We start from the raw sequence: 18704 nt of genomic DNA, 5'->3' as shown, positions 1-18704 counted from the left end.
CCAAAAGTGTCGGCGTAAATCCTTGCCATGTCGAAGAAAACAGCTCGCCGCACATCAACGCAACGAGCTGTTTTGAATTCAAGTCGCGGCGATAGGGTAGGTGTTGAGCAGCTTGAGGCCCTGCGAAGCCAGTCGATCGATATTCGGCGTCGGCGCACCGATCAACAGGCCGCCACCGTAGCAACCGGGATCTCCCCAACCCATGTCGTCGACCAGTAAGATCAGGACGTTCGGTTTGCGACCGAACTTCTTTTCTAACGCAGCCAGTTTGTCGGCAGCCTCCGTTTCCTGATCAGGTCGAGGAATGAATGGCTCAAAATACTCTTTGGTCTGAACTGTCGGAGCGAACACATTAGTTGGCGCATCGTCAGCGAATGCGGTCGACGAACATCCTACTGCGACGATCAGGAAAAAAATGAAATCCTGAGTATTCATAAAGCTTTCCACATTGAGATACATTGGTTTTTTATTCCAGTAAGATCATCACATCACGAAATTCTTACTTGATTTCGATGGTGACTTTGTCGATCTCGCCAGTGAACTTGAATGGGGCTTTGTAGGCATTGGTAACCGGTTGCCCACTGTCTTCACCGATGCCAAACGTATCGATGCCGAAACGGCCGCCGACAGTCGCATCCATTTCCCCTTTGCCTACAGTTTCGCCATTGACCTTTAGCGTGATCGTCGCGCCCTTGCCAGCACCGCCTCCGGCATAGTCGAAGTCTACTTCGACGGTCGCTTCACCCGAGTCAAGTGCCTTGCTGCTTTTCACGACGGTGTGCTCTTCAAAGTAGTTGTAGTCAAAAACAGGAACGCCTTCTTTGACGTACAGAACGATCCCGGCAGCCACGCCACCGAAGCCCATAATAACGCCATTGGTCTTCGTTCCCTCGGTGCTAATTGCCGCGTTAACGGTCCAGGAATTGTTTTTCATCGGCGGCGCGGCGGGCTCGGCGATTCGAATCGCACCGGTGAAGTAGGTAAACGTCTTAGATCCTTCTTTCGCTCCCGGTACAGGCGGCTTCGGAATAGCAAGTCGAGCGGCACCACGGTCGTCGAGCGGATAGACGCTGTACTTCTCCGCGGCTTCGTCAAACTTCGTTTTCATAGCGGCAAGTTTGTCGGGCATCTCGGCAGCGAGATCATTGGCTTCCAAGAAATCCTTGTCCAAGTTGTAGAGTTCCCAATGGTCCTTGTCCCAGTTTCCCGGTGCGAGATCCTGACGCCATGGCAAAGTGTGCTGTGCATTCGCTTTCCATCCGTCTTCGTAGATGGAACGATTGCTGAGTACCTCGAAGTACTGCTCGTCACGGCCCTGGAAACTCGCATCGGAGAAACTACTTAAGAACGACTTTCCGGCGAGTGGTTTTTGGTCGACACCATCGACCGTGTCAGGCATCGGGATGCTGGCTGCCTCTAAAATCGTTGGGACGACGTCAACCAGGTGCAAAAACGCATCGCGCGGTTTGTCGTCGTGCTCAATCATTGCCGGCCAAGAGACAACCATCGGATTGCGGCTGCCGCCGAGGTGCGACGCGACTTGCTTGACCCATTGAAATGGCGTGTTGCCGGCCCAGGCCCAGCCAACCGGATAGTGCGGTTCCGATTCAGGGCCGCCGAGCTTATCCAGGTTCTTGATGATGTCCCCGATCGGCGTGTTGATTCCGTTGAGTCCCTTGATCTCATTCAGCGTGCCATCGGGTCCGCCTTCGGACGAGGCTCCATTGTCACCGACGATGTACATCACGAGCGTGTTGTCTGCGTCAGGAAGTTCCTTCACTGCATCGAGCAGCCGCCCCACTTCATGATCGGTGTGCGCGAAAAAGCCCGCAAAGTTTTCAAACAGAGCGTTGTAGAGTGTTTTCTGCTCCGCGCTCAGGCTGTCCCAAGCCGGAACCCAATCGGGCCGCGGAGTGAGCTTGGTCCCGGGTGGGATGATTCCCATCTCGAGCTGGTTTTTGTAGACGATCTCGCGATACTTTTCCCACCCCATGTCGAACTTGCCCTTGAACTTGTCACGCCACTCGGCAGTCACGTGGTGCGGGGCATGCATTGCACCCGGGGCAAAGTACATGAAGAATGGTTTGTCAGGCGCGACCGACTTGGAGAGTTTCATCCGAGCAATCGCGCGATCGACCATGTCCGTCGTGAAATGATAACCTTCCTCGGGCGTGGTCTGCGGCTCGACCGGAACCGTGTTCTCAAACAGCACTGGGTAAAACTGGTGTGTCTCACCGGAATTGAATCCGTAGAAATAGTCAAATCCCATCCCGGTCGGCCAACGGTCAAACGGCCCCGAAACGGTCGTCTCCCAGTCAGGCGTGTTGTGATTCTTTCCGTACCACTACGTCGCGTAGCCGTTGCCTTTGAGTACTCGGCCGATCGTTGCAGTCGTCGGCTGGATCATGGTCGAGTAGTTCGGATAACCGGTGGCCCACTCCATCAAGAAACCGCTGCCAGCGTCGTGGTGGTTGCGGCCGGTCAACAAAGCGGCGCGAGAGGGACCACAGATGGCGGTGGTGTGGAAGCGGTTGTAACGGAGGCCTTCCGATGCGAGCTGGTCGAGATTCGGAGTCGGGATCAGGCCTCCGAACGTTGAGGTTTGGCCGAAACCGACGTCGTCTAAAAGGATCACGATCACGTTGGGCGCGCCTTCGGGAGCAGAGACGGGATCCTGCCAATCGGGAACGGAATCCTGATACGTTTTCCCAATCTTGCCCTCAAAAGGCGATAGCGGAATCGGCAGCTCAATGCGGTCTGGTTCGTCAGCCACCAAACTTGCCGTAGAATATAGTGCCAGCGATATTGCGACGAGAAATGAGCGAAACATAACCGTTGACCTACGCAGTTGAGATTCGAATTTGTATGTGACTGAGATATCTGTGACTTGAAACATTTCCCCACAACATTTCCCGCCGATTAGGGCCTTGACATAAATCGATGTTTACTTACCAGTTGAACCCGGTTGACTGAGCGCATCGCTGGCTTGTTCAATGGTAAAGCTAGCTGACTTTTGTCGAGGAGGAAATTCTTTGAACGTCTCCATCATTTTCCCAACTATGTTTTGTAGAGGCACCGCCAGATAGGCGCGTCGATACCACCAGTCGTTGTAATTATCGCCTTCCATGCCACGTTCGCCGGGATCGACTTCGAGGTCAAAGAAAAGTGGTGCGGTCAGCGTGGTCAGCGGCATCCGCCACACGTCAAGGCCAGTATGTTCCTGAATGAGGAAGTGGGCTTTTACCCGGCCGTGACGAACTGCCATTAGGTCGCCTTCGGCACTAAAGTAAAAGAATTCCTCTCGAGCACTCTTGTCAGATTTTCCGGACAAATAGTCGGTTTGGTCGTAACCATCCAGATGTACTTTGAATGTCTTTTCGCCGGCGGTCATGCCCTTCAGCAACTGCTCCTTGACATCCGCAATTCCGGCTGCCCGAAGTAGGGTTGGGAACCAATCTTCACCGGAGACGATATCGCGGTAAACGGTGCCTGGCTTCACGGTACCGGGCCAGCGTACCAGCGCGGGCACGCGCCAGCCGCCTTCCCAATTCGTATTCTTCTCCCCACGAAAAGGTGTCGTGGCGGAATCGGGATAAAGACAAACCATGGGTCCATTGTCAGTTGTGTAGATGACGATGGTGTTTTCGGTTAGTTTCAGCTTATCGACGTAGTCAAGAAGTTGGCCGACAAGGGCGTCATGCTCGACCATGCCGTCGGCGTAGAAGCCGAGGCCAGTCTTGCCGAGATTTTCCTCCTTCACATGCGTGAAATTGTGCATGCGTGTTGTGTTGAACCAGCAGAAAAATGGCTTGTCGGCCTCTGTCGCACGATCGAGAAAATCTTTAGCCTTAGCAAGCACTTCTTCGTCGATCGTTTCCATTCGCTTTTTCGTCAACGGCCCAGTATCCTCGATCTTTCCGTCCGCAGTGGCGCTGAGGACACCGCGAGGGCCAAATTTCTTCCGAAACTCAGGGCTCTTGGGATAATCGGGGTTCTCAGGCTCTTCCTCGGAATTCAGGTGATAGAGGTTGCCAAAGAATTCGTCGAATCCGTGCGCGGTGGGGAGGAATTCATCGCGATCACCGAGGTGATTTTTTCCAAACTGTCCGGTCATGTAGCCAAGCGGCTTGAGCATTTCAGCGATGGTTGCGTCTTGCGGTTGAATACCTAGCTTGGCTCCGGGCATGCCGACCTTGGTGAGTCCAGTCCGAAATGGAGTTTGACCGGTGATGAAAGCGGCGCGTCCGGCGGTACAGCTTTGCTGGCCGTAGTACGTCACCAGCCGGCCACCTTCTTTAGCCAATCGATCGATGTTTGGCGTGTCGTATCCCATTACGCCATTATGGAAAGAGCTGATATTCCAGTAACCAATATCATCACCCATGATCATCAGGATGTTGGGCTTGGAGCCCTGGGCGGATGCATTGACGGTAAGCATCCCGAGTAGGATGGTGAATAGAAATATTATGAAGGGAGTCTGCACAGGGAGATTGCACGGGGATTTACCGACTGAAAACGACTTTCTCCATGTAGTCGTCGTCCCATCCGGCGGTCAGACGCTTGTTTTTGATTCCGCACCTGGCGGTCTTTTCTTGCTTCAAAAGGCTAAGTGCTGTCCGCCTGAGCGTGCTTAAGTTTTGATCGCCGTGGCCCTTTCGAACTCGACACTGATCTTCGCTAAACGCCACGTCCAACTGCCAGTGGCAACTATTTTCAATCCCCCAGTGGTCACGCACCGCTCCGGCAAATTCCTCTCCAGGAAGCAATTTGCTGATGATGTAGTATCTCACTGCGATATCGTCACCTTTGCGGCGCGAAGTGTTGTTGATCGACATCCCGATCGCTTTGAGATCTTGCCAACGTGATCGATCGGGAAAATCATCGGGAACAGTACAAGTGTAGTAGCTGCGATCATCAATTCGCCCATGAGCGGTTTCGTGGGTATGATGCTCCGTCACATCGATTCTGGCGAAGTCATCTTCAAGATGATCCAAAAAGTATGCTTTGATTCCTTCATGAAGCTTTGGCTGGTTTCCTTTAACGGCCAAGCAGTAGTCCGCGCCTTCAGCGATGATCTTTGCCGCGATTTCCGTCTGGCATCCCATCGCGTCGATGGTGACCAAACCTCCCGAAACCTCGATAATTTGCAGCAATTTGGGAATCGCAGTGATCTCGTTACTTTTCTCATCAACGACTGTCTGACCAAGAGTGATGTGATTCGCGGTCGCCCAGGCACTGACCATATGGATGGCCGCTTTGCCAGTGGCATGATCATAACTTCGGCGCAGTGTCTTGCCGTCGATTGCAATGACTTGCCCGTTAGTGATCTTGTGCAGTTGTGTCATCCACGCGAGGAGGATCGGCTCGAACTCTTCGGGTTTGATCGAATTTAGAATTGCGTTGAATCGATCATGTGAAGGAACGCCCATGGACATGTCCAAGAACTTTGCGAGCCACTCCTTTTTGGTGTTGGCAAACCTAGCGATCGCTACAAAGTCATCTGCCCCAGCAATGACTCCGCAAATCATCATAAACAACACATTGACCAAAGGATAAATTGGTTCTCCTCGACGCGGATCGGTAACATATCCAAGTTGATCCACCAGCGAAGCGGAGCGTTCCATCAAAAAATTCCATGGCGAGTGGATTCGTCTAGCTGCTGCGATTCAACAGCTCAAATTCGAACCTTCACTCAGTGTCCCATATTGCCTATTGTGTCGCAATCGCCCTGGCCGTTGGACAGCCTGAGCGTTGTTGCGAGAATTGTGGGATTCGTCGATGACGACAAGGTCGTACGCACCCCAGTTGATATCGGCAAGGTCGATGCCATTGGACTCACCTCGATCGCGTGACATATCGGTGTGATGCAGTACATCGAATCGAAATCGGTCATCGGTAAACGGATTCAAACGGCTGTTGGCTTGGTAAACAGTCCAGTTGCGACGAAGCTTCTTAGGACAGAGCACGAGAACGCGTTCGTTACGAAGCTCGAAATACTTAATCACCGCGAGAGCTGTATACGTTTTCCCCAGCCCGACGCTGTCGGCCAAGATGCAGCCATTATATTGCAGGATCTTGTTGATCGCGGCTTTGGCGCCATCCTTTTGGAATGAGAAGAGCGACTTCCAGATATCTGTGTCAGGCAGCGCGAGTCGGTTGAGCGATTCGTCGACATCGAGATTGCCGTCCAGGTAGTCACGAAACAGCTTGAATAGCGTCAGGTAGTAAACGAACTGCGGGCTCTGATTTGCGTATAGTCGTTCAAGAAAAAGAATAACGTCTTCTTTGACGTCTTTGACGAGCTGCGGATCGTTCCATAATTCGAGGAACCATTGTTTCAGCTCGCGGCGGTCTCGGTTTCCATCAACGACCAGATTCAATTCAATGTTGTTGCCATCGGCGCCCAGTCCCAAACCACGCACCGTGAAATTTGAGCTGCCCAAAATCGCGTTGTCGACGCCGTCACGATCGATGTGATACATCTTGCCATGCAACAGATTGGTCTGCCGAATGGTTCGGATTTCAACTTTGTCGCGAATCCAATCTGCACATTGCCTTGCGGCAAGCTTTTGCTGAAGTCGGTTGCTGAGATGAAGTTGGGAGTCCAGTAGCGTGAACGCTTTGGTTTGATTTTTGTCCGGGTCGAGCCGGCTGACAAACGTTGGCTCGCCAAACAGAAAGTTGAGATGCCCGATGGAATCGAGCGTCGACTGAAGTGCCTTGTAGGCATAGATCGTGAAATACGCGGAAACGATCGAAAGTTCTGATCCAGCAGAAGCTTGTTGCTGCAGAAAATCACCTACTGTTCCACGACGGTGATTGTCGCGAATGCCGGAGTCGAAAAGCGGCTCGACTGGATTGCTGGTGTCGCTCATGCTGCCTGACTACCGCCGCTAAACGCCTTGTGATATGTTTCCTTGATAGTGCAAATAATTTACGTTGCAGTCAGTCCTCTCACAAGCAGGCTGAAATGATGGAGTTCGGCAAGCGAATTCGAGAGTTGCGGAAAGGCAAGCAGTGGACCTTGCGAGACTTGTCGAAGCGGGTTGGCGTTGGATTTACATACCTGTCAAAGATCGAAAATGACAAGCTGGAAGATGGGCATCACGCTTCCGAACAATTGATCCGTAAGTTGGCCGTCGAACTCGGTGGTGACGAGGATGAGCTCTTGCTGCTAGCTGAAAAGGTACCAGAACCCATCCGGCGGCGCGTGATCGAGCGACCCGAGGTGTTTCGTTTGCTTGCCGAGTTACGCGATGAAGAACTGAACGATCTCGCGCATCGAGCCAGTCGGATTCAACGGCAGAGAAATAGTTGAGCCTGAACCACATGAGTAACAACGTGAACGATGATGAAGTCGGCCAGTGGGCGGAGTTTTGGGAGGTCTGTTTACGGCTGCTGACGATCTATCCCGAACGCCCTGCAGGGATGAGCGGGGATACGGAGGCGAAAGAACTGGAGCGACAGCTCAAAGAACGAGGGGGCGAGTTGCTTCCGATGCTTTGTGAGAATGATCATTGGGTCGTGGAGGCTTCGGTTGGCAAAGGCAACTGGGCGGCGATTCCGTGGGTGGCGTTCTTCGACAGCCGCGAAACGACGAGTGCACAGAGAGGTGTCTACCCGGTCATCCATATTTCACCAGAAGCTCCCATTGGGATTCGTATCGGGTTGGGTATCGCTGCGAAGGCCTATCGAGGTCGCGAGGACGAAAAGGCAGCCTCCGTTTGGGAAGAGCTTGGCGATGAGAACCGGCAAGAATTGACCCAAGCCGGATTCCTGGATGTCGTTAGTGGCACGTCGGAGCGAACGCCAATCGGCAGCGGGGATCGGGCGCGGCGCTACGACAGCAAGTTGCAGGTCGGATACCGAACTCGAGATGAAGTCATCCTGTTTCTACTTAATTCAGAGAAGATGAAGGATTCATTTCGCACACGCGACGGTAAGCAGGTCGATCCGCTCGACCTTGCCCTCATGATGAAAGTGTTGCCGCGGTTGGTCGGGGGAAGCAATGCGATTCGTCGTACGATGATCGGGTTGCTGGGGCTGGCACATGGACAGTCCATGAACGAATCGGAGGATGCTGAAACAGCGGTTAAAAGCTGGGCCGACGCAGACCGACCGGATGCGATCGAGGGTGCGACGTTTCCAAGAACGGCATCACGGCTTTGCCTGATGTGGGAACGCTTATCGTCCGAAGGCTATACGTCGTTCTGGTTGTAGCCATGAAGCAATTGTTTCGTATCGCAACGAATCGTTTCACGCTCGATTGGCATCGCGTGCGCGAGAGCGACCACGCCGTGTTGGCACAGTCGATGCCCGTCATGGGACGCTTACGGTTGGTGCCACACGACGACGGTCTGCTATGGCGTGACCTGATGATGCGAAGCGGTGTGCCGGATGCACTCGCAGCGGACGCAAGTGACCCGAACGGACCGCCACTTTATGAACAGACCGAGTACCAGATCTACCTCCGCGGGGCAAATGACGGCGACAGGGTCGAGTTACGGCATCGCGATCCAGTCATCACTCGGGCATTGAACTCGCAAGAGAACGGACGCGTGGTTCACGGCAGCGTGAACTTCCGTGGGCAGATCGGACGAAGCCTCTTTTCAATTTATGTCAATGGAAATCGAACGCTTGACTTTGAGGTCGAAGTCTTTCCAACGAAGATCGACTACGAATCGGACTATCAGGACATCGTCGCTGATGTGCAGTCGATCTTAACCAATCTCGCGTACGAATATCTGCGGTCAACTCACCAGATGGGCAAGCTGTCCAGTGACCGGCCGCCGTCCAAGCTCGAGTGGCTCGTCTTGATCGAGCAGATCATCGACGAACTCGACGTCGCGATGAATCACATTGCCCAGCGACCTTCACGCGGGCTGGTCCGTCGCGAGCGAACAACCCGGCTGGAGCGGATCCGTCGAGTGGACTCGCGGGTGAGGTCGCAGGTGCGCCGCGGTCAAGGCAAAGGATCACTTGTTCGCCTTGGCGGCATCTCCGTCCGCGAGCAGATTGTCGAGCGGCCGGCTGAGTTGACACTAGATACGATGGAACACCGCTGGCTGCGGAATCAACTCGTTGACGTCCAGCGAACACTCGGTCAAATTGCGAGCATCTATGACAGCGAAGCCGAGTTGTCATCGCGTCGAAGGCAAACGTCCGATGGCATCACCCGTTTAAAAATTCGTGTGTCGCGGCTGCTGAATTTAGAACCGATTAGGGAGGCGGACGGCAATCCGCCGATGGGGTTCGCTTCACTGCAGTTGGTGTCGGCTCCGGGTTACCGAGAGGCCTACCGGCTGCTGATGTTTTTGAAAATGGGTTTACGGCTAGAGGGCGATTTGATCCAGTTGGCGGTCAAAGACCTGGAGGTGCTATACGAATACTGGACATACCTGACCGTTGTCCGCATCATCCAAGACGAACACGGTCCGCCGCAGAACCTCGACGCCCTGTTCCGCGTTCGCTCGTCCGGATTGTCGGTTCAGCTGAAACAAGGTGAGACGCAACAAGTCGCGTTCTCGACGGGCAAGCATCGAACAATTCGAGTGAAATACAATCCTCAGTTTTCCGACCAAGACAAGACACTGATTCCACAGAAGCCGGACATACTGATTCGATTCGAGCAGGATGGCTGGCCCATCATTCAATTGGTTGCGGACGCCAAGTATCGGATCGACGCGACCGACAAGTACAGGCAACAGTTCAAATCATTTGGGCCGCCGGCGGACGCGATCAATGTCTTGCACCGATACCGCGACGCAATTTTGGAGCTCGATCAAACCGCATCAGATGTCCCTGGTTTGCAGCGATCCGTCGTTCAAGCAGCAGCATTGTTTCCGATGAACCTCACGCCCGACGCGGACTTTCGTGATAGCCGCTTGTGGCAATCGCTGGAACGACTCGGTGTCGGCGCGATCCCCGTGCTGCCTAGCAACACTGCGTTTCTGAAAGGATGGTTGCTCTCGGCGGTTCGCCAAGGCGGATGGTCGATGGCCGATCGAGCAATTGCGAACTCGGCAGACGTGCGTTCCAGAGATTGGCGGGTCGCGGGCAGCGAAGCGGTATTGATCGGAACGCTGCGCTCACCTGGAACACAGGAGCATCTCGATTGGGTAGTGTCAGAGCGATTGTACTACCACCCCTACGCCAAAACACAGCCGCGTCAACATCACGTCAAGCAAGTAGCGATCTACACCCCGGCCAGCTTGGGCAATCCGGGCATCCGACTTGTGGCTGACGTTCGATCGTTCGATTTTGTGGAGCGTTCGGAGATCACGACTCCCTGGCCGGCGAGGCGTAACGAGATGATGGTGTTGTATCGGTTGAGCCCCATCCGTCCAATGGACCGTGACATCGAGTTCACCGCTCAAGACTACATGCCGCCTCAAGGACGTTGGACGACGCGGCTGGGACTGGAACGGGCCAGATCCGTTTCGGAAGTTGCGTTAGAAACCGAGCCTGAGTGGCGATTGCTGGAATGGTTGCTAGCGACGAAGAAACCATTTTCGATTCGCCTTGACTCAGCGAGAATCCAAGACGCCGAGAATCCGAAAGGTCGAGCTTGGTTCCACTTTGAATCGGGTGACAAAGTTCGCTTCGACGGCATGAACGGTTTCCTCTGGCGTCCTGCTGAAGGCAACGGTGGGTACTTCTCGCTCAAAGACCTTATCCAACACCAGGGAACCTGGAGCTGACTGACAACTCTCGAGATAATTCGATCCTCGTCCTCATGCCGTGGGAAAGAGCCCGATTTGATCTCAGCGACCTTCTGCCGAACCCTCTTTGGCAAAGGACGCCGGTCCCGGAGCACCGTTCCAAGTGAACCAAAGCTAGGTGGAACAGATGTGGAAAGATTGGATCATTCTCAGCGGGCCAACTGGGCCACATGAGGATCAGCCAGTTCCAATGATCTCACGACGCTTCGGGTAGTTGGCGCAGACGCTGAAATGCTTGCCGGCATGTATCGTACATGCCGAAAATTCTGACGTTGTAGTGCGGCGTTCGGGGGGGGCGAACGCCTGGGCGGGTGGGGGCGTGGATCGCTGGTATGTTGTGCTTATTCGGACGCGTCGGTCGACATGTGCTTGGCGATGTAGGCGGGTTCGCCCATGCGCTCGAGTAGGTCGAGTTGCAGCTCCAGCCAACTGGCGTGGCCTTCTTCGTCCACGGCGATCCGCTCGAAGAGTTGGCGGGTGCCGATGTCTCGGTCTTCACTCGCTTGGATGGACGCTGTTGTATAAAACTCGATGGCTTCCTGCTCGTCGGCAAGGTCCGTTTCAAACATTTGCTTCAGTGTCGTTGCCCGCACTGGAGTCTTCTCCATGTCCAGTTTCGGATCCCCTTTCAGGAACAGGATGCGGACCAGGAATTCCTCCGAATGCCCGAGTTCCTCTTGCAACTCTTCACGCATCTTGCTCGCCAATAAACCCATCCCCCAATCGTCCAGCACGCAGGCGTGAAGCTGGTACTGGTGCATGGCGGTGAGTTCCATCGACAACGCGCGTTGGAGGTTCTCGATCGTCTGGGTCTTCGTCATCGTGGTTACTCTGTTTTCACGTGGTGATGGATTGATCAGTGGTCCGCTCTCATCGGGAAGGCCAATTTGGCCGCGCCTGGGGCTCATCGGCCCGGTTCAGCCCGTTCATGACCGACTGAGTTTGAGCCGGTGACACTTCCCGTTGGAGCGTCTCTATCATAATGAATTATGACCGCGTCGACCGCGCCCCGGTAACGATTCATGGCTTTGCCCGCCGCAGGCCATCGCGCCACGGGGCGAGGATTCGAAACGACTTGCCTGCCCACAATTGACAGCGGATTGGCTGCGGTCAGACTGTCACTTCTATCCCACAGATGAATCATTCGACCCTCGAGGCTTGCATCCAAAACCTCCGGCGCACGCTTCGGTCGGATCAGTCCACTTTTCCAAGCAAGCGACTACTGGAACAACGCACGGTAAACGCGAGGACGCCCCATGAACCCAGCCCTGCACCTTCGTGATTTCGTGTCGGCCGATGGTGAGCCCTGTCGCCAACTCTTCCATGAGACGGTGCGGCGAGTCAATTCCTGTGACTACTCTCCTAGCCAAGTGGATGCATGGGCCGCAGCGAGCCGGGATCGCGAATCGTGGCTTCATCGCTTCGCGAACAACTTTGCTTACGTGGCCGAGCATCACGGAGTGATTGTCGGATTTGCTGACATGACGCGCAGCGGATATTTGGATCGGCTATTTGTGTCTGCGGATCACCAGCGCCAGGGCATCGCGACCATGTTGATGGATGCGATCGAATCAGCCGCCCAACAGCACGGTATCACGCTCATCCAGACCCACGCCAGTATCACGGCGAAGCCATTTTTTCGCTCACGAGGTTTCCAGGTTGTCACGGCACAAACGGTCGCGTGTCAGGGCGTCGAGATGACCAATTTCGTCATGGAACTGCACGACCTCGGAAGCCGCGACGATGCCAAGCCGTCAGCCACGCGCACCGCACTCACGCAGGAACTGATCCAAGAACGTTTGCATGAATGACTCCCGTTGTTCGGCGAGTCGCCGAGCGGCCGCCGTATTGAGCAAATCCTTCAGCTTGAACAGCTTGTCGTGAAAGTGCCCCACTCCTGTCTTGGCATCGCCAGGATCAGGCAGATAGAAGGGCTGGCCAAATGCCGCACCATATTCAATCGTCCGCACGATCCCAACTGCTCCGAGCGCGTCGAGCCGGTCAGCGTCCTGTACGATCTTGCCCTCCAGAGATAGTTCGCTCGCGTCGACACCTTTGCGAAACGAAATGTTGTCGACGATGTGAGCCACATGCTCGATGACATCCCCATCGGCACCGAGCCCACCCAAAATCTCACGAGCAAACTCAGCACTCCGTTCGCGGCCCTCATGGAACTTGGCATCGCCCACGTCGTGTAGCAACGCGGCCAGTTCGACGATCATCAAATCACCGCCGGCATCGGCCTGGATCGTTCGTGCCGACGCGAGCACGCGCAGCACATGATCCATCCCGTGACCGGCCGCCTGTCCGTCCATCCGTTCGCGAACGATCGCTTCAACCCGTTCCGTGATACTGGTGTCTAGGTGCTCTACTTGCATGAAGTCGTTTCGTTTGTTGCCAAGGATGCTGGCGAAGCGAACACGGGTTCGTTCGGGCTTATTGTGGGTAACTCCACCGCGATTTCAGAAAAATCTCGCACACGAAATCTCGCGTGCGAAATCCACACACGAAATCGTCACATCTGGATCACCCCCGCAAAACCTACCATCAACCCGGGGGGACCGGGGAGTTGCCGGTTTATTTGTCGTAGTGAATCGAGCAGGTTCCGGACTCACAGGCGTCTTTGGTGCCGAAGAACTTGGTCGAGATCCAATACCGATTTTTTGCCACCACGCGGTACATCCACCGCCACAGGCTCGCAGTACCGGGGACATGCAACAGCGGTGCGGTGGGCCACAATAGCGGCAACCGACGAGACAGATATCGCACTGCGTCGGCGCCCCCGTGGCGATTCCCATCGGTATCGACGACGTACATCTGTGCCATTAAATCGTCGTAGTTCAGGTCAGGATAGAGTTGGGCAACTCGCTCATCATGCAGCGATAGGAAGGCGAGACGCCCCTCACCGATGTCCAGTTGGTGCATCCTTCGGGCAGCTAATTGACACGCGTTGCACTTGCCGTCGAAAATCACCACGTCCCGATCCGGATGCGAGCTGGGGTCCGGCAGCGACGTCGCATCGGCCTTCGGCGGAACATGTTCGGTGACAGGCGGGGTAGTCATAAATTCTTGTCAGTAAGGATGATGCAGCGTTGCGGAGGCGTTCCCAATCGTAACCGCAAGGTCTCCCCTGCGATTCACGAGTAACCGCTAACAGGGTGAATCCAGCGATTCCCGTGCCGTCGATTGCCAATATTCGGTACAATGTGACGATGGCGGACATGCCGCCCTGCCTACACCGCTCGCCCCCTGCGTGGAAACCATCCGAATGTCTGCCGAACTCAACGCAGTTGTCTTATCGAAAGTACACAGCGCTCGGCGTCGTCTGATCTTAGCTCAGATGGGCCGCGCACTGAATGTGACCCTGTTTGTAGCGTTGTTGATCAGCACCGTGGCGATTGGCGCGATGGCCATTGTCCCGCTCTCCGAGATCACGGCGGCATTGGGAATGTCACCGTCCGAGGACGCTGCTGCGGCGGTCAGTCCAACACAGTGGATGAGTGCCTGGGTGCTGGGCTCGCTCGCCGTGGCCGTGGCGGCGGCCGGGCTATATGCGTGGTGGCGAGCTCCCTCGATCGCAGACGTTGCTGCGGAAGTCGATCATCGTTTCGGGCTGGGCGAGCGTCTGAGCAGTTCGCTTGCCGTCGCTGGGAATGATCCCAGACAGCCGCCCCTCGCTGCGGCCCTTCGCGAAGATGCGGCTCACCGCGCCGGGGCGTTGCGGATTGCGGACCGTTTTCCCTTGCGGGCCGGCCGTGCGGTTTGGTTGCCGTTATCGGTGTTGCCGATATTGGCCGTCATGATCGGCGTGGTTCAGCCTGCGATCCATTCGGCTGAGCAAGTTGCCGAGTCGGTTGATAGCGCGGAAGTCCAACAGGTCAAAGCCGTGGCCACTGAATTGAAGAAGCGAGTGTCCGCGCAGCGCCGCACATCCGAGGCCAAAGGACTCAAGGAGGCGATGGAGCTATTTGAAAACATGGAGCAGAAACTCGACAAAATCACCGACAGCAAATCGCTCAGCCGTAAAGATGCATTAATCCAGCTCAATGACATCAAAGAGCAAATCGAAGCCCGCCAGGACCGGATTGGTTCACCCGACAAAATTCGCGACGCGTTGTCGCAAATGAAGGGGATCGATGGCGGTCCCGCCCAGAAGATCGCTAGTCAGATTCAGCGGGGCGATTTCGGAAAAGCAGCCGAGGAACTACAGAAACTCGCTGAGAAACTCAAAGACGGTAAACTGAGTGAACAAGAAAAAGAGAAACTCGCCAGCCAAGCGAACCAGCTCGCCAAGCAAATGAATGCGGCCGCGCAACAGCATGAGCAGAAGAAGCAACAACTGCAGCAGCAGATCGATCAGGCCAAACGCGAAGGACGCAGCGAAGACGCGGCCAAGTTACAGGAGAAACTCAACAGCGCGCAGGCCGCCGATACACAGATGCAACAAATGCAGAATATGGCGGAGGCCCTGCAAAATGCCGCTGAGGCTATGCAGCAAGGCGACTCGGACGCTGCCGCCGAGGCCATGCAAGCGATGAGTGAGGAACTCGAAGGCATGCAGAGCGACATGAGTGAACTCGAGGACCTGCAATCTACCCTCAATGATCTTGCGCAGTCCAAAGGCCAGATGAATTGCCAAAATTGTAACGGCCAAGGCTGTGAGCAGTGCATGAACCCGGGGGCAGGCGGCGGTTTGAAGGCGGGACACGGAGAGGGGCCTGGTCCCGGCGACAACGCTGATGAGGATCAGGACACGAACTCCTATGACACCCGGGTTCAGGGGGATGTCAAACGCGGTCGCGCGGTGATTGCAGGCTTCGCCGATGGCCCCAACCGCAAGGGCATTACCCGGGAAACGATTAAGAACGTGATCGAGGCGTCGATGAGCGAGGAGGGGGATCCGCTGGACGATCAGCTGTTGCCTCGAGATGAGCGTGATCAAACGCAACAGTACTTTGACAGCTTCCGTAAGGGCGAGTGAACGGCATTGTGATGAACTGGAATGGAATCACGCTCGCGATCATCGGTGCGCTGGCGGTTTGGCGGGCGTTGTGGCTCGCCGCAGGCGTTCCCAACACGACTGACCTCGCCGATCGTGTCCGCCGTGAGGCGCAGAGCCAGTGCGATCCGCTCCCGCGCAGTCCGGTCTCGCCCTCCCAGGAGCGCTGGAGGATTTCGTTTGCGAGTGTTGCCGATCAACGGTCGACCTCCCGTGGTGCCCCGCAAATCGTCGCGACAGGGACCGACGTCTGGGATCCGGATCTGCCCATCTGGATCACGCCTGGCCGCGATCGCGCGCCCGGTTGGGCGGACTGGGACGATAATGGCGATGGCGTCGTCGACGACTCCGGGGAGCTAGGTGCTGCCTGGAGTGATGACCACTGCGTTGTCGAACTGCCGGGAATGAGTCCTCCGCAAGGCCGCGTGATCGATCACGGGGCGTTCGGACCACGGCAATCCTCCGGCGACGCGCGGCCCCAGAGACAACACTTTAACGTTGTCTACATGCGAGACGCGCCGTAGAAGAACGCACCTGCGATCCCACCGGATAGCACCGCCACGGCCAGAATTTTCCAAGTGCCTTTCCCATGCTTGAACGGGAACACGAACAGATACAAGATCGTCAACGACAGCAAGCCCTGTTTGGTATCCGAGCGAAACGCGACAGTAATCAAGCTCAACGCGGCACCGAGGGCCACCAGTAGAAATGCTGATCCCCCCAGGTTCATAAACATCTGCATGGGCTTGAACGCCACCGCCTCCTCACGCCGTGACGCGTTGACCGCCAACACAGCAATCCCCATCGCGCTGGCCAGAATGAACAGGATCAATGCCAGCATCCAGGCGGGCATGCCTGATTTTCCGATCATTTCTTGCTGCAGACGTTTGGCCTCATCCATGTCCCGCTCGGCTTTGTCGAGGGCCATCGTCCCCTTGTCGATGTCGACGCCAGCCACCTTGTGCCCGTCAAAACGCTCGCCCGTCTGCAGGTTGTAACCGCATTTCGTGCAGAGCACCGCACCGGGGGGTAACTCTTTGCGGCAGGCCGGGCAAATCGCACCCATGTCGCGATCCATGCCCTCTTCGGCGAATAGATCATCCAACTCTGAACGGGCCGGAGTGGGTGCCGGTCGGGGGCTCGGGGCAGCAGGACGCGCGGCCGCTGCGGCTCGCGGTTTCGCTGGTGCGCCTCCAGCGACGACTTTCACGGCATTCCCGCACCCGGGACACTTGATCGCCTTGCCGGCGAGTTCATCACGAACGTTGAGCTGTTTACCACAGCCGCACTTCACTGCAATTGGCATAAGAGGGAGGGTTCAGGGTGAGGATGAATACAGAAATGAGAAGAGATCGGCGTAATCCGGAGGAAGACCGCACGCTAAGAGCAGCAGGCTGGCTTAATCCTGGACAGGGTCAGGGGGATGCTCCAAATGAGCCCCGCAGCGATAGCAATAGTCGGCATCGCTGCGATGACGCAAGCCACCACACTGGGGGCACGGAAGCAAAACGATTTTATTGCCGGACATCTGCTGCGACAACTCGGCGCTGACGAAACCTGTGGGCACGATAATCAAACTGTAGCCCAGAAGAATCAAGGCAGCGGAAATAATCTTACCAATCGTGGTGTGCGCTACCACATCCCCGTACCCGACCGTCGTCATCGTCACGATTGCCCAATACATGGACTGCGGGATGGATGTGAAATCACTGTCCTGTGGATCGTCCACCATCACGGTCTCGATGTGATACATCAACGCACCGCTAATCGTCACAGCCACCAATACCACAGACAAAAATACGATAATTTTGTCGCGACTTCGCCACACGGCGTCGGCCAGCTCGTCGGCCTGGCTCATCATCCGCCATAGTTTTAACACTCGAAACACGCGCAGCAGCCGGATACTCCGGAGAATCGCAAACGACTTCGCGGAATTCCCAACGAAGAACACCATGTAGCTGGGCAGGATACTGAGTAGATCGACAATCCCCCAAAAACTCTTGGCATATCGCATGGGGTGACGTACGCACGACAACCGCGCAGCGTATTCCACGGTGAACAAGATCGTTAGCAGCCATTCACCGACCGGCAGCCACAGCGGCATCGCCTCTGGCGCGGCTTCGCCGGTGTTGATCAGTTCGCCATGCGAGACGGCGGTCTGAATTCCTGAGTATTGCGGCAGAGTTTCGATGGAAACCAACACCACACTCGCTATGATCGCGATCAGGAGCCCGATGTCGAAGGCTCTGCCCGCGGGCGTGTCGGCTTCAAAGATGATGTCGTACATCTGTTGCCGCACCCCCGCCACTTCAGGGCGTTGAACGACACGGCGACGGAGCGTTGCGGCGGTCATGTTGAACGACTTGGTCGGTCGAGCGTCGATCATGGAAAACGCCGTTCATCGGGCTGGGGATCACAGAGTTCAAACGGGTGAACGCTGCGGAGAAATTTCACACCGTCGCTCGATGATTTCGAAGTGGTGTTGCAGGTGTCCGGCGGTCAACCACGCGATCCCGCGAGGCGTGATGGGGTGCGAATCGACGCAGCCAACCCGGTCCCATGCGGCCGGGACGATGCGGCCGAGCAGCAACAGATTGGCCTGTCGGAGGTTCCCCAGTTCGCTGATCAAGTCACCGAGGTCACCCAATCCAAATTGGGCGTCGGCGTATGCATTCTCATCCCAGGCGGGTAGATCTGTCGGGTCTCCTGCAGCAATCCGCAGCATCCGTTCACCAAAAATCCGCTCGGCGTCAACACAGTGCTCGACGACCTGACGCACCGTCCACGTGTAGGGTGCATGGACACAGTCGACCAGCTCCGCGGATAACGAACCCTCGAGATTGCACATCCAATCGAGTTGATCGGCGAGTACTTTCAAAACGCATTCGCCGTCCACTCGATCTACCAGCGCCCGGTGCGCGGGCAGTGACAGATCCTCATCGTTTGGCCGGCGAGATTTTGTATTCATACTTTCGACATTTCCT

Annotated in this window: 16 protein-coding genes and 1 pseudogene; 6 read left to right on the top strand and 11 right to left on the bottom strand. The window is 55.8% G+C overall.

Annotated features, from left to right (window positions below; translation table 11 throughout):
• Window positions 1-78 precede the first annotated feature (78 nt).
• The 5 genes and pseudogenes from Poly21_RS09775 to Poly21_RS09755 form a co-directional block, all read right to left on the bottom strand.
• On the bottom strand, window positions 79-435 hold the full coding sequence (locus Poly21_RS09775) for a sulfatase-like hydrolase/transferase (protein WP_146406628.1): 357 nt from the start codon (window positions 433-435) through the stop codon (window positions 79-81).
• Window positions 436-499: 64 nt separating this feature from the next.
• A pseudogene (locus tag Poly21_RS09770) lies at window positions 500-2830 on the bottom strand (arylsulfatase).
• A 114-nt stretch (window positions 2831-2944) separates the two neighbouring features.
• A complete protein-coding gene (locus Poly21_RS09765) occupies window positions 2945-4438 on the bottom strand; it encodes an arylsulfatase (protein WP_146406627.1) in 1494 nt (497 codons plus the stop codon).
• 64 nt (window positions 4439-4502) lie between these two features.
• Entirely contained in the window at window positions 4503-5624 is a 1122-nt protein-coding gene (locus Poly21_RS09760) for an ISAs1 family transposase (protein WP_302118310.1), read from the bottom strand.
• A 42-nt stretch (window positions 5625-5666) separates the two neighbouring features.
• Entirely contained in the window at window positions 5667-6875 is a 1209-nt protein-coding gene (locus Poly21_RS09755) for a phospholipase D-like domain-containing protein (RefSeq protein ID WP_146406625.1), read from the bottom strand.
• 95 nt (window positions 6876-6970) lie between these two features.
• On the opposite strand from Poly21_RS09755, the gene Poly21_RS09750 reads away from it, so the two are divergent.
• From Poly21_RS09750 to Poly21_RS09740, 3 genes are read left to right on the top strand one after another with little or no spacing between them, the layout of a single operon-like run.
• Window positions 6971-7318 carry a helix-turn-helix domain-containing protein gene (locus Poly21_RS09750; RefSeq protein ID WP_302118306.1) on the top strand — a complete coding sequence of 116 codons (348 nt, stop codon included), beginning with the start codon at window positions 6971-6973 and terminating at the stop codon, window positions 7316-7318.
• 11 nt (window positions 7319-7329) lie between these two features.
• Complete coding sequence (locus Poly21_RS09745; RefSeq protein WP_146406624.1) at window positions 7330-8220, top strand: MrcB family domain-containing protein; 891 nt, start codon at window positions 7330-7332, stop codon at window positions 8218-8220.
• Window positions 8221-8222: 2 nt separating this feature from the next.
• The gene (locus Poly21_RS09740) at window positions 8223-10700 is read left to right on the top strand and encodes a DUF2357 domain-containing protein (protein WP_146406623.1); all 2478 of its coding nucleotides are present in this window, start codon (window positions 8223-8225) and stop codon (window positions 10698-10700) included.
• Window positions 10701-11062: 362 nt separating this feature from the next.
• Here the strand turns inward: Poly21_RS09740 and Poly21_RS09735 are convergent, their stop codons facing one another.
• Window positions 11063-11542 (bottom strand): bacterioferritin, encoded by a 480-nt coding sequence (locus tag Poly21_RS09735; protein ID WP_146406622.1) that lies wholly within the window; start codon window positions 11540-11542, stop codon window positions 11063-11065.
• 435 nt (window positions 11543-11977) lie between these two features.
• Here Poly21_RS09735 and Poly21_RS09730 point away from each other — a divergent pair, with 435 nt between their 5' ends.
• On the top strand, window positions 11978-12532 hold the full coding sequence (locus tag Poly21_RS09730; protein WP_146406621.1) for a GNAT family N-acetyltransferase: 555 nt from the start codon (window positions 11978-11980) through the stop codon (window positions 12530-12532).
• Here the strand turns inward: Poly21_RS09730 and Poly21_RS09725 are convergent.
• Window positions 12476-13099, bottom strand: coding sequence for an HD domain-containing protein (locus tag Poly21_RS09725; RefSeq protein WP_146406620.1), 624 nt, complete (start codon window positions 13097-13099; stop codon window positions 12476-12478). The genes Poly21_RS09730 and Poly21_RS09725 overlap by 57 nt on opposite strands.
• Window positions 13100-13298: 199 nt before the next feature.
• Window positions 13299-13784, bottom strand: a complete 486-nt coding sequence (locus Poly21_RS09720) for a thiol-disulfide oxidoreductase DCC family protein (protein WP_146406619.1) — start codon at window positions 13782-13784, stop codon at window positions 13299-13301.
• Between the two features lie 205 nt (window positions 13785-13989).
• On the opposite strand from Poly21_RS09720, the gene Poly21_RS09715 reads away from it, so the two are divergent.
• On the top strand, window positions 13990-15702 hold the full coding sequence (locus tag Poly21_RS09715; protein WP_146406618.1) for a hypothetical protein: 1713 nt from the start codon (window positions 13990-13992) through the stop codon (window positions 15700-15702).
• Window positions 15703-15713: 11 nt separating this feature from the next.
• Complete coding sequence (locus tag Poly21_RS09710; protein WP_146406617.1) at window positions 15714-16244, top strand: hypothetical protein; 531 nt, start codon at window positions 15714-15716, stop codon at window positions 16242-16244.
• Here Poly21_RS09710 and Poly21_RS09705 read toward each other — a convergent pair.
• The 3 genes from Poly21_RS09705 to Poly21_RS09695 form a co-directional block, all read right to left on the bottom strand.
• Window positions 16223-17026: a zinc-ribbon domain-containing protein gene (locus Poly21_RS09705; protein WP_146406616.1), complete on the bottom strand. Its 804-nt coding sequence runs from the start codon at window positions 17024-17026 to the stop codon at window positions 16223-16225. The genes Poly21_RS09710 and Poly21_RS09705 overlap by 22 nt on opposite strands.
• Before the next feature lie 93 nt (window positions 17027-17119).
• Window positions 17120-18073 carry an ion transporter gene (locus Poly21_RS09700; protein WP_146406998.1) on the bottom strand — a complete coding sequence of 318 codons (954 nt, stop codon included), beginning with the start codon at window positions 18071-18073 and terminating at the stop codon, window positions 17120-17122.
• A 69-nt stretch (window positions 18074-18142) separates the two neighbouring features.
• Entirely contained in the window at window positions 18143-18688 is a 546-nt protein-coding gene (locus Poly21_RS09695; RefSeq protein ID WP_146406615.1) for a DinB family protein, read from the bottom strand.
• Between the last annotated feature and the right edge of the window lie 16 nt (window positions 18689-18704).

The sequence above is a fragment of the Allorhodopirellula heiligendammensis genome, from assembly GCF_007860105.1.
GTDB classification, from domain to species: Bacteria; Planctomycetota; Planctomycetia; order Pirellulales; family Pirellulaceae; genus Rhodopirellula; species Rhodopirellula heiligendammensis.
Note: the sequence above shows the minus strand (reverse complement) of the source record. Positions and strands in the feature narration are given on the sequence as shown.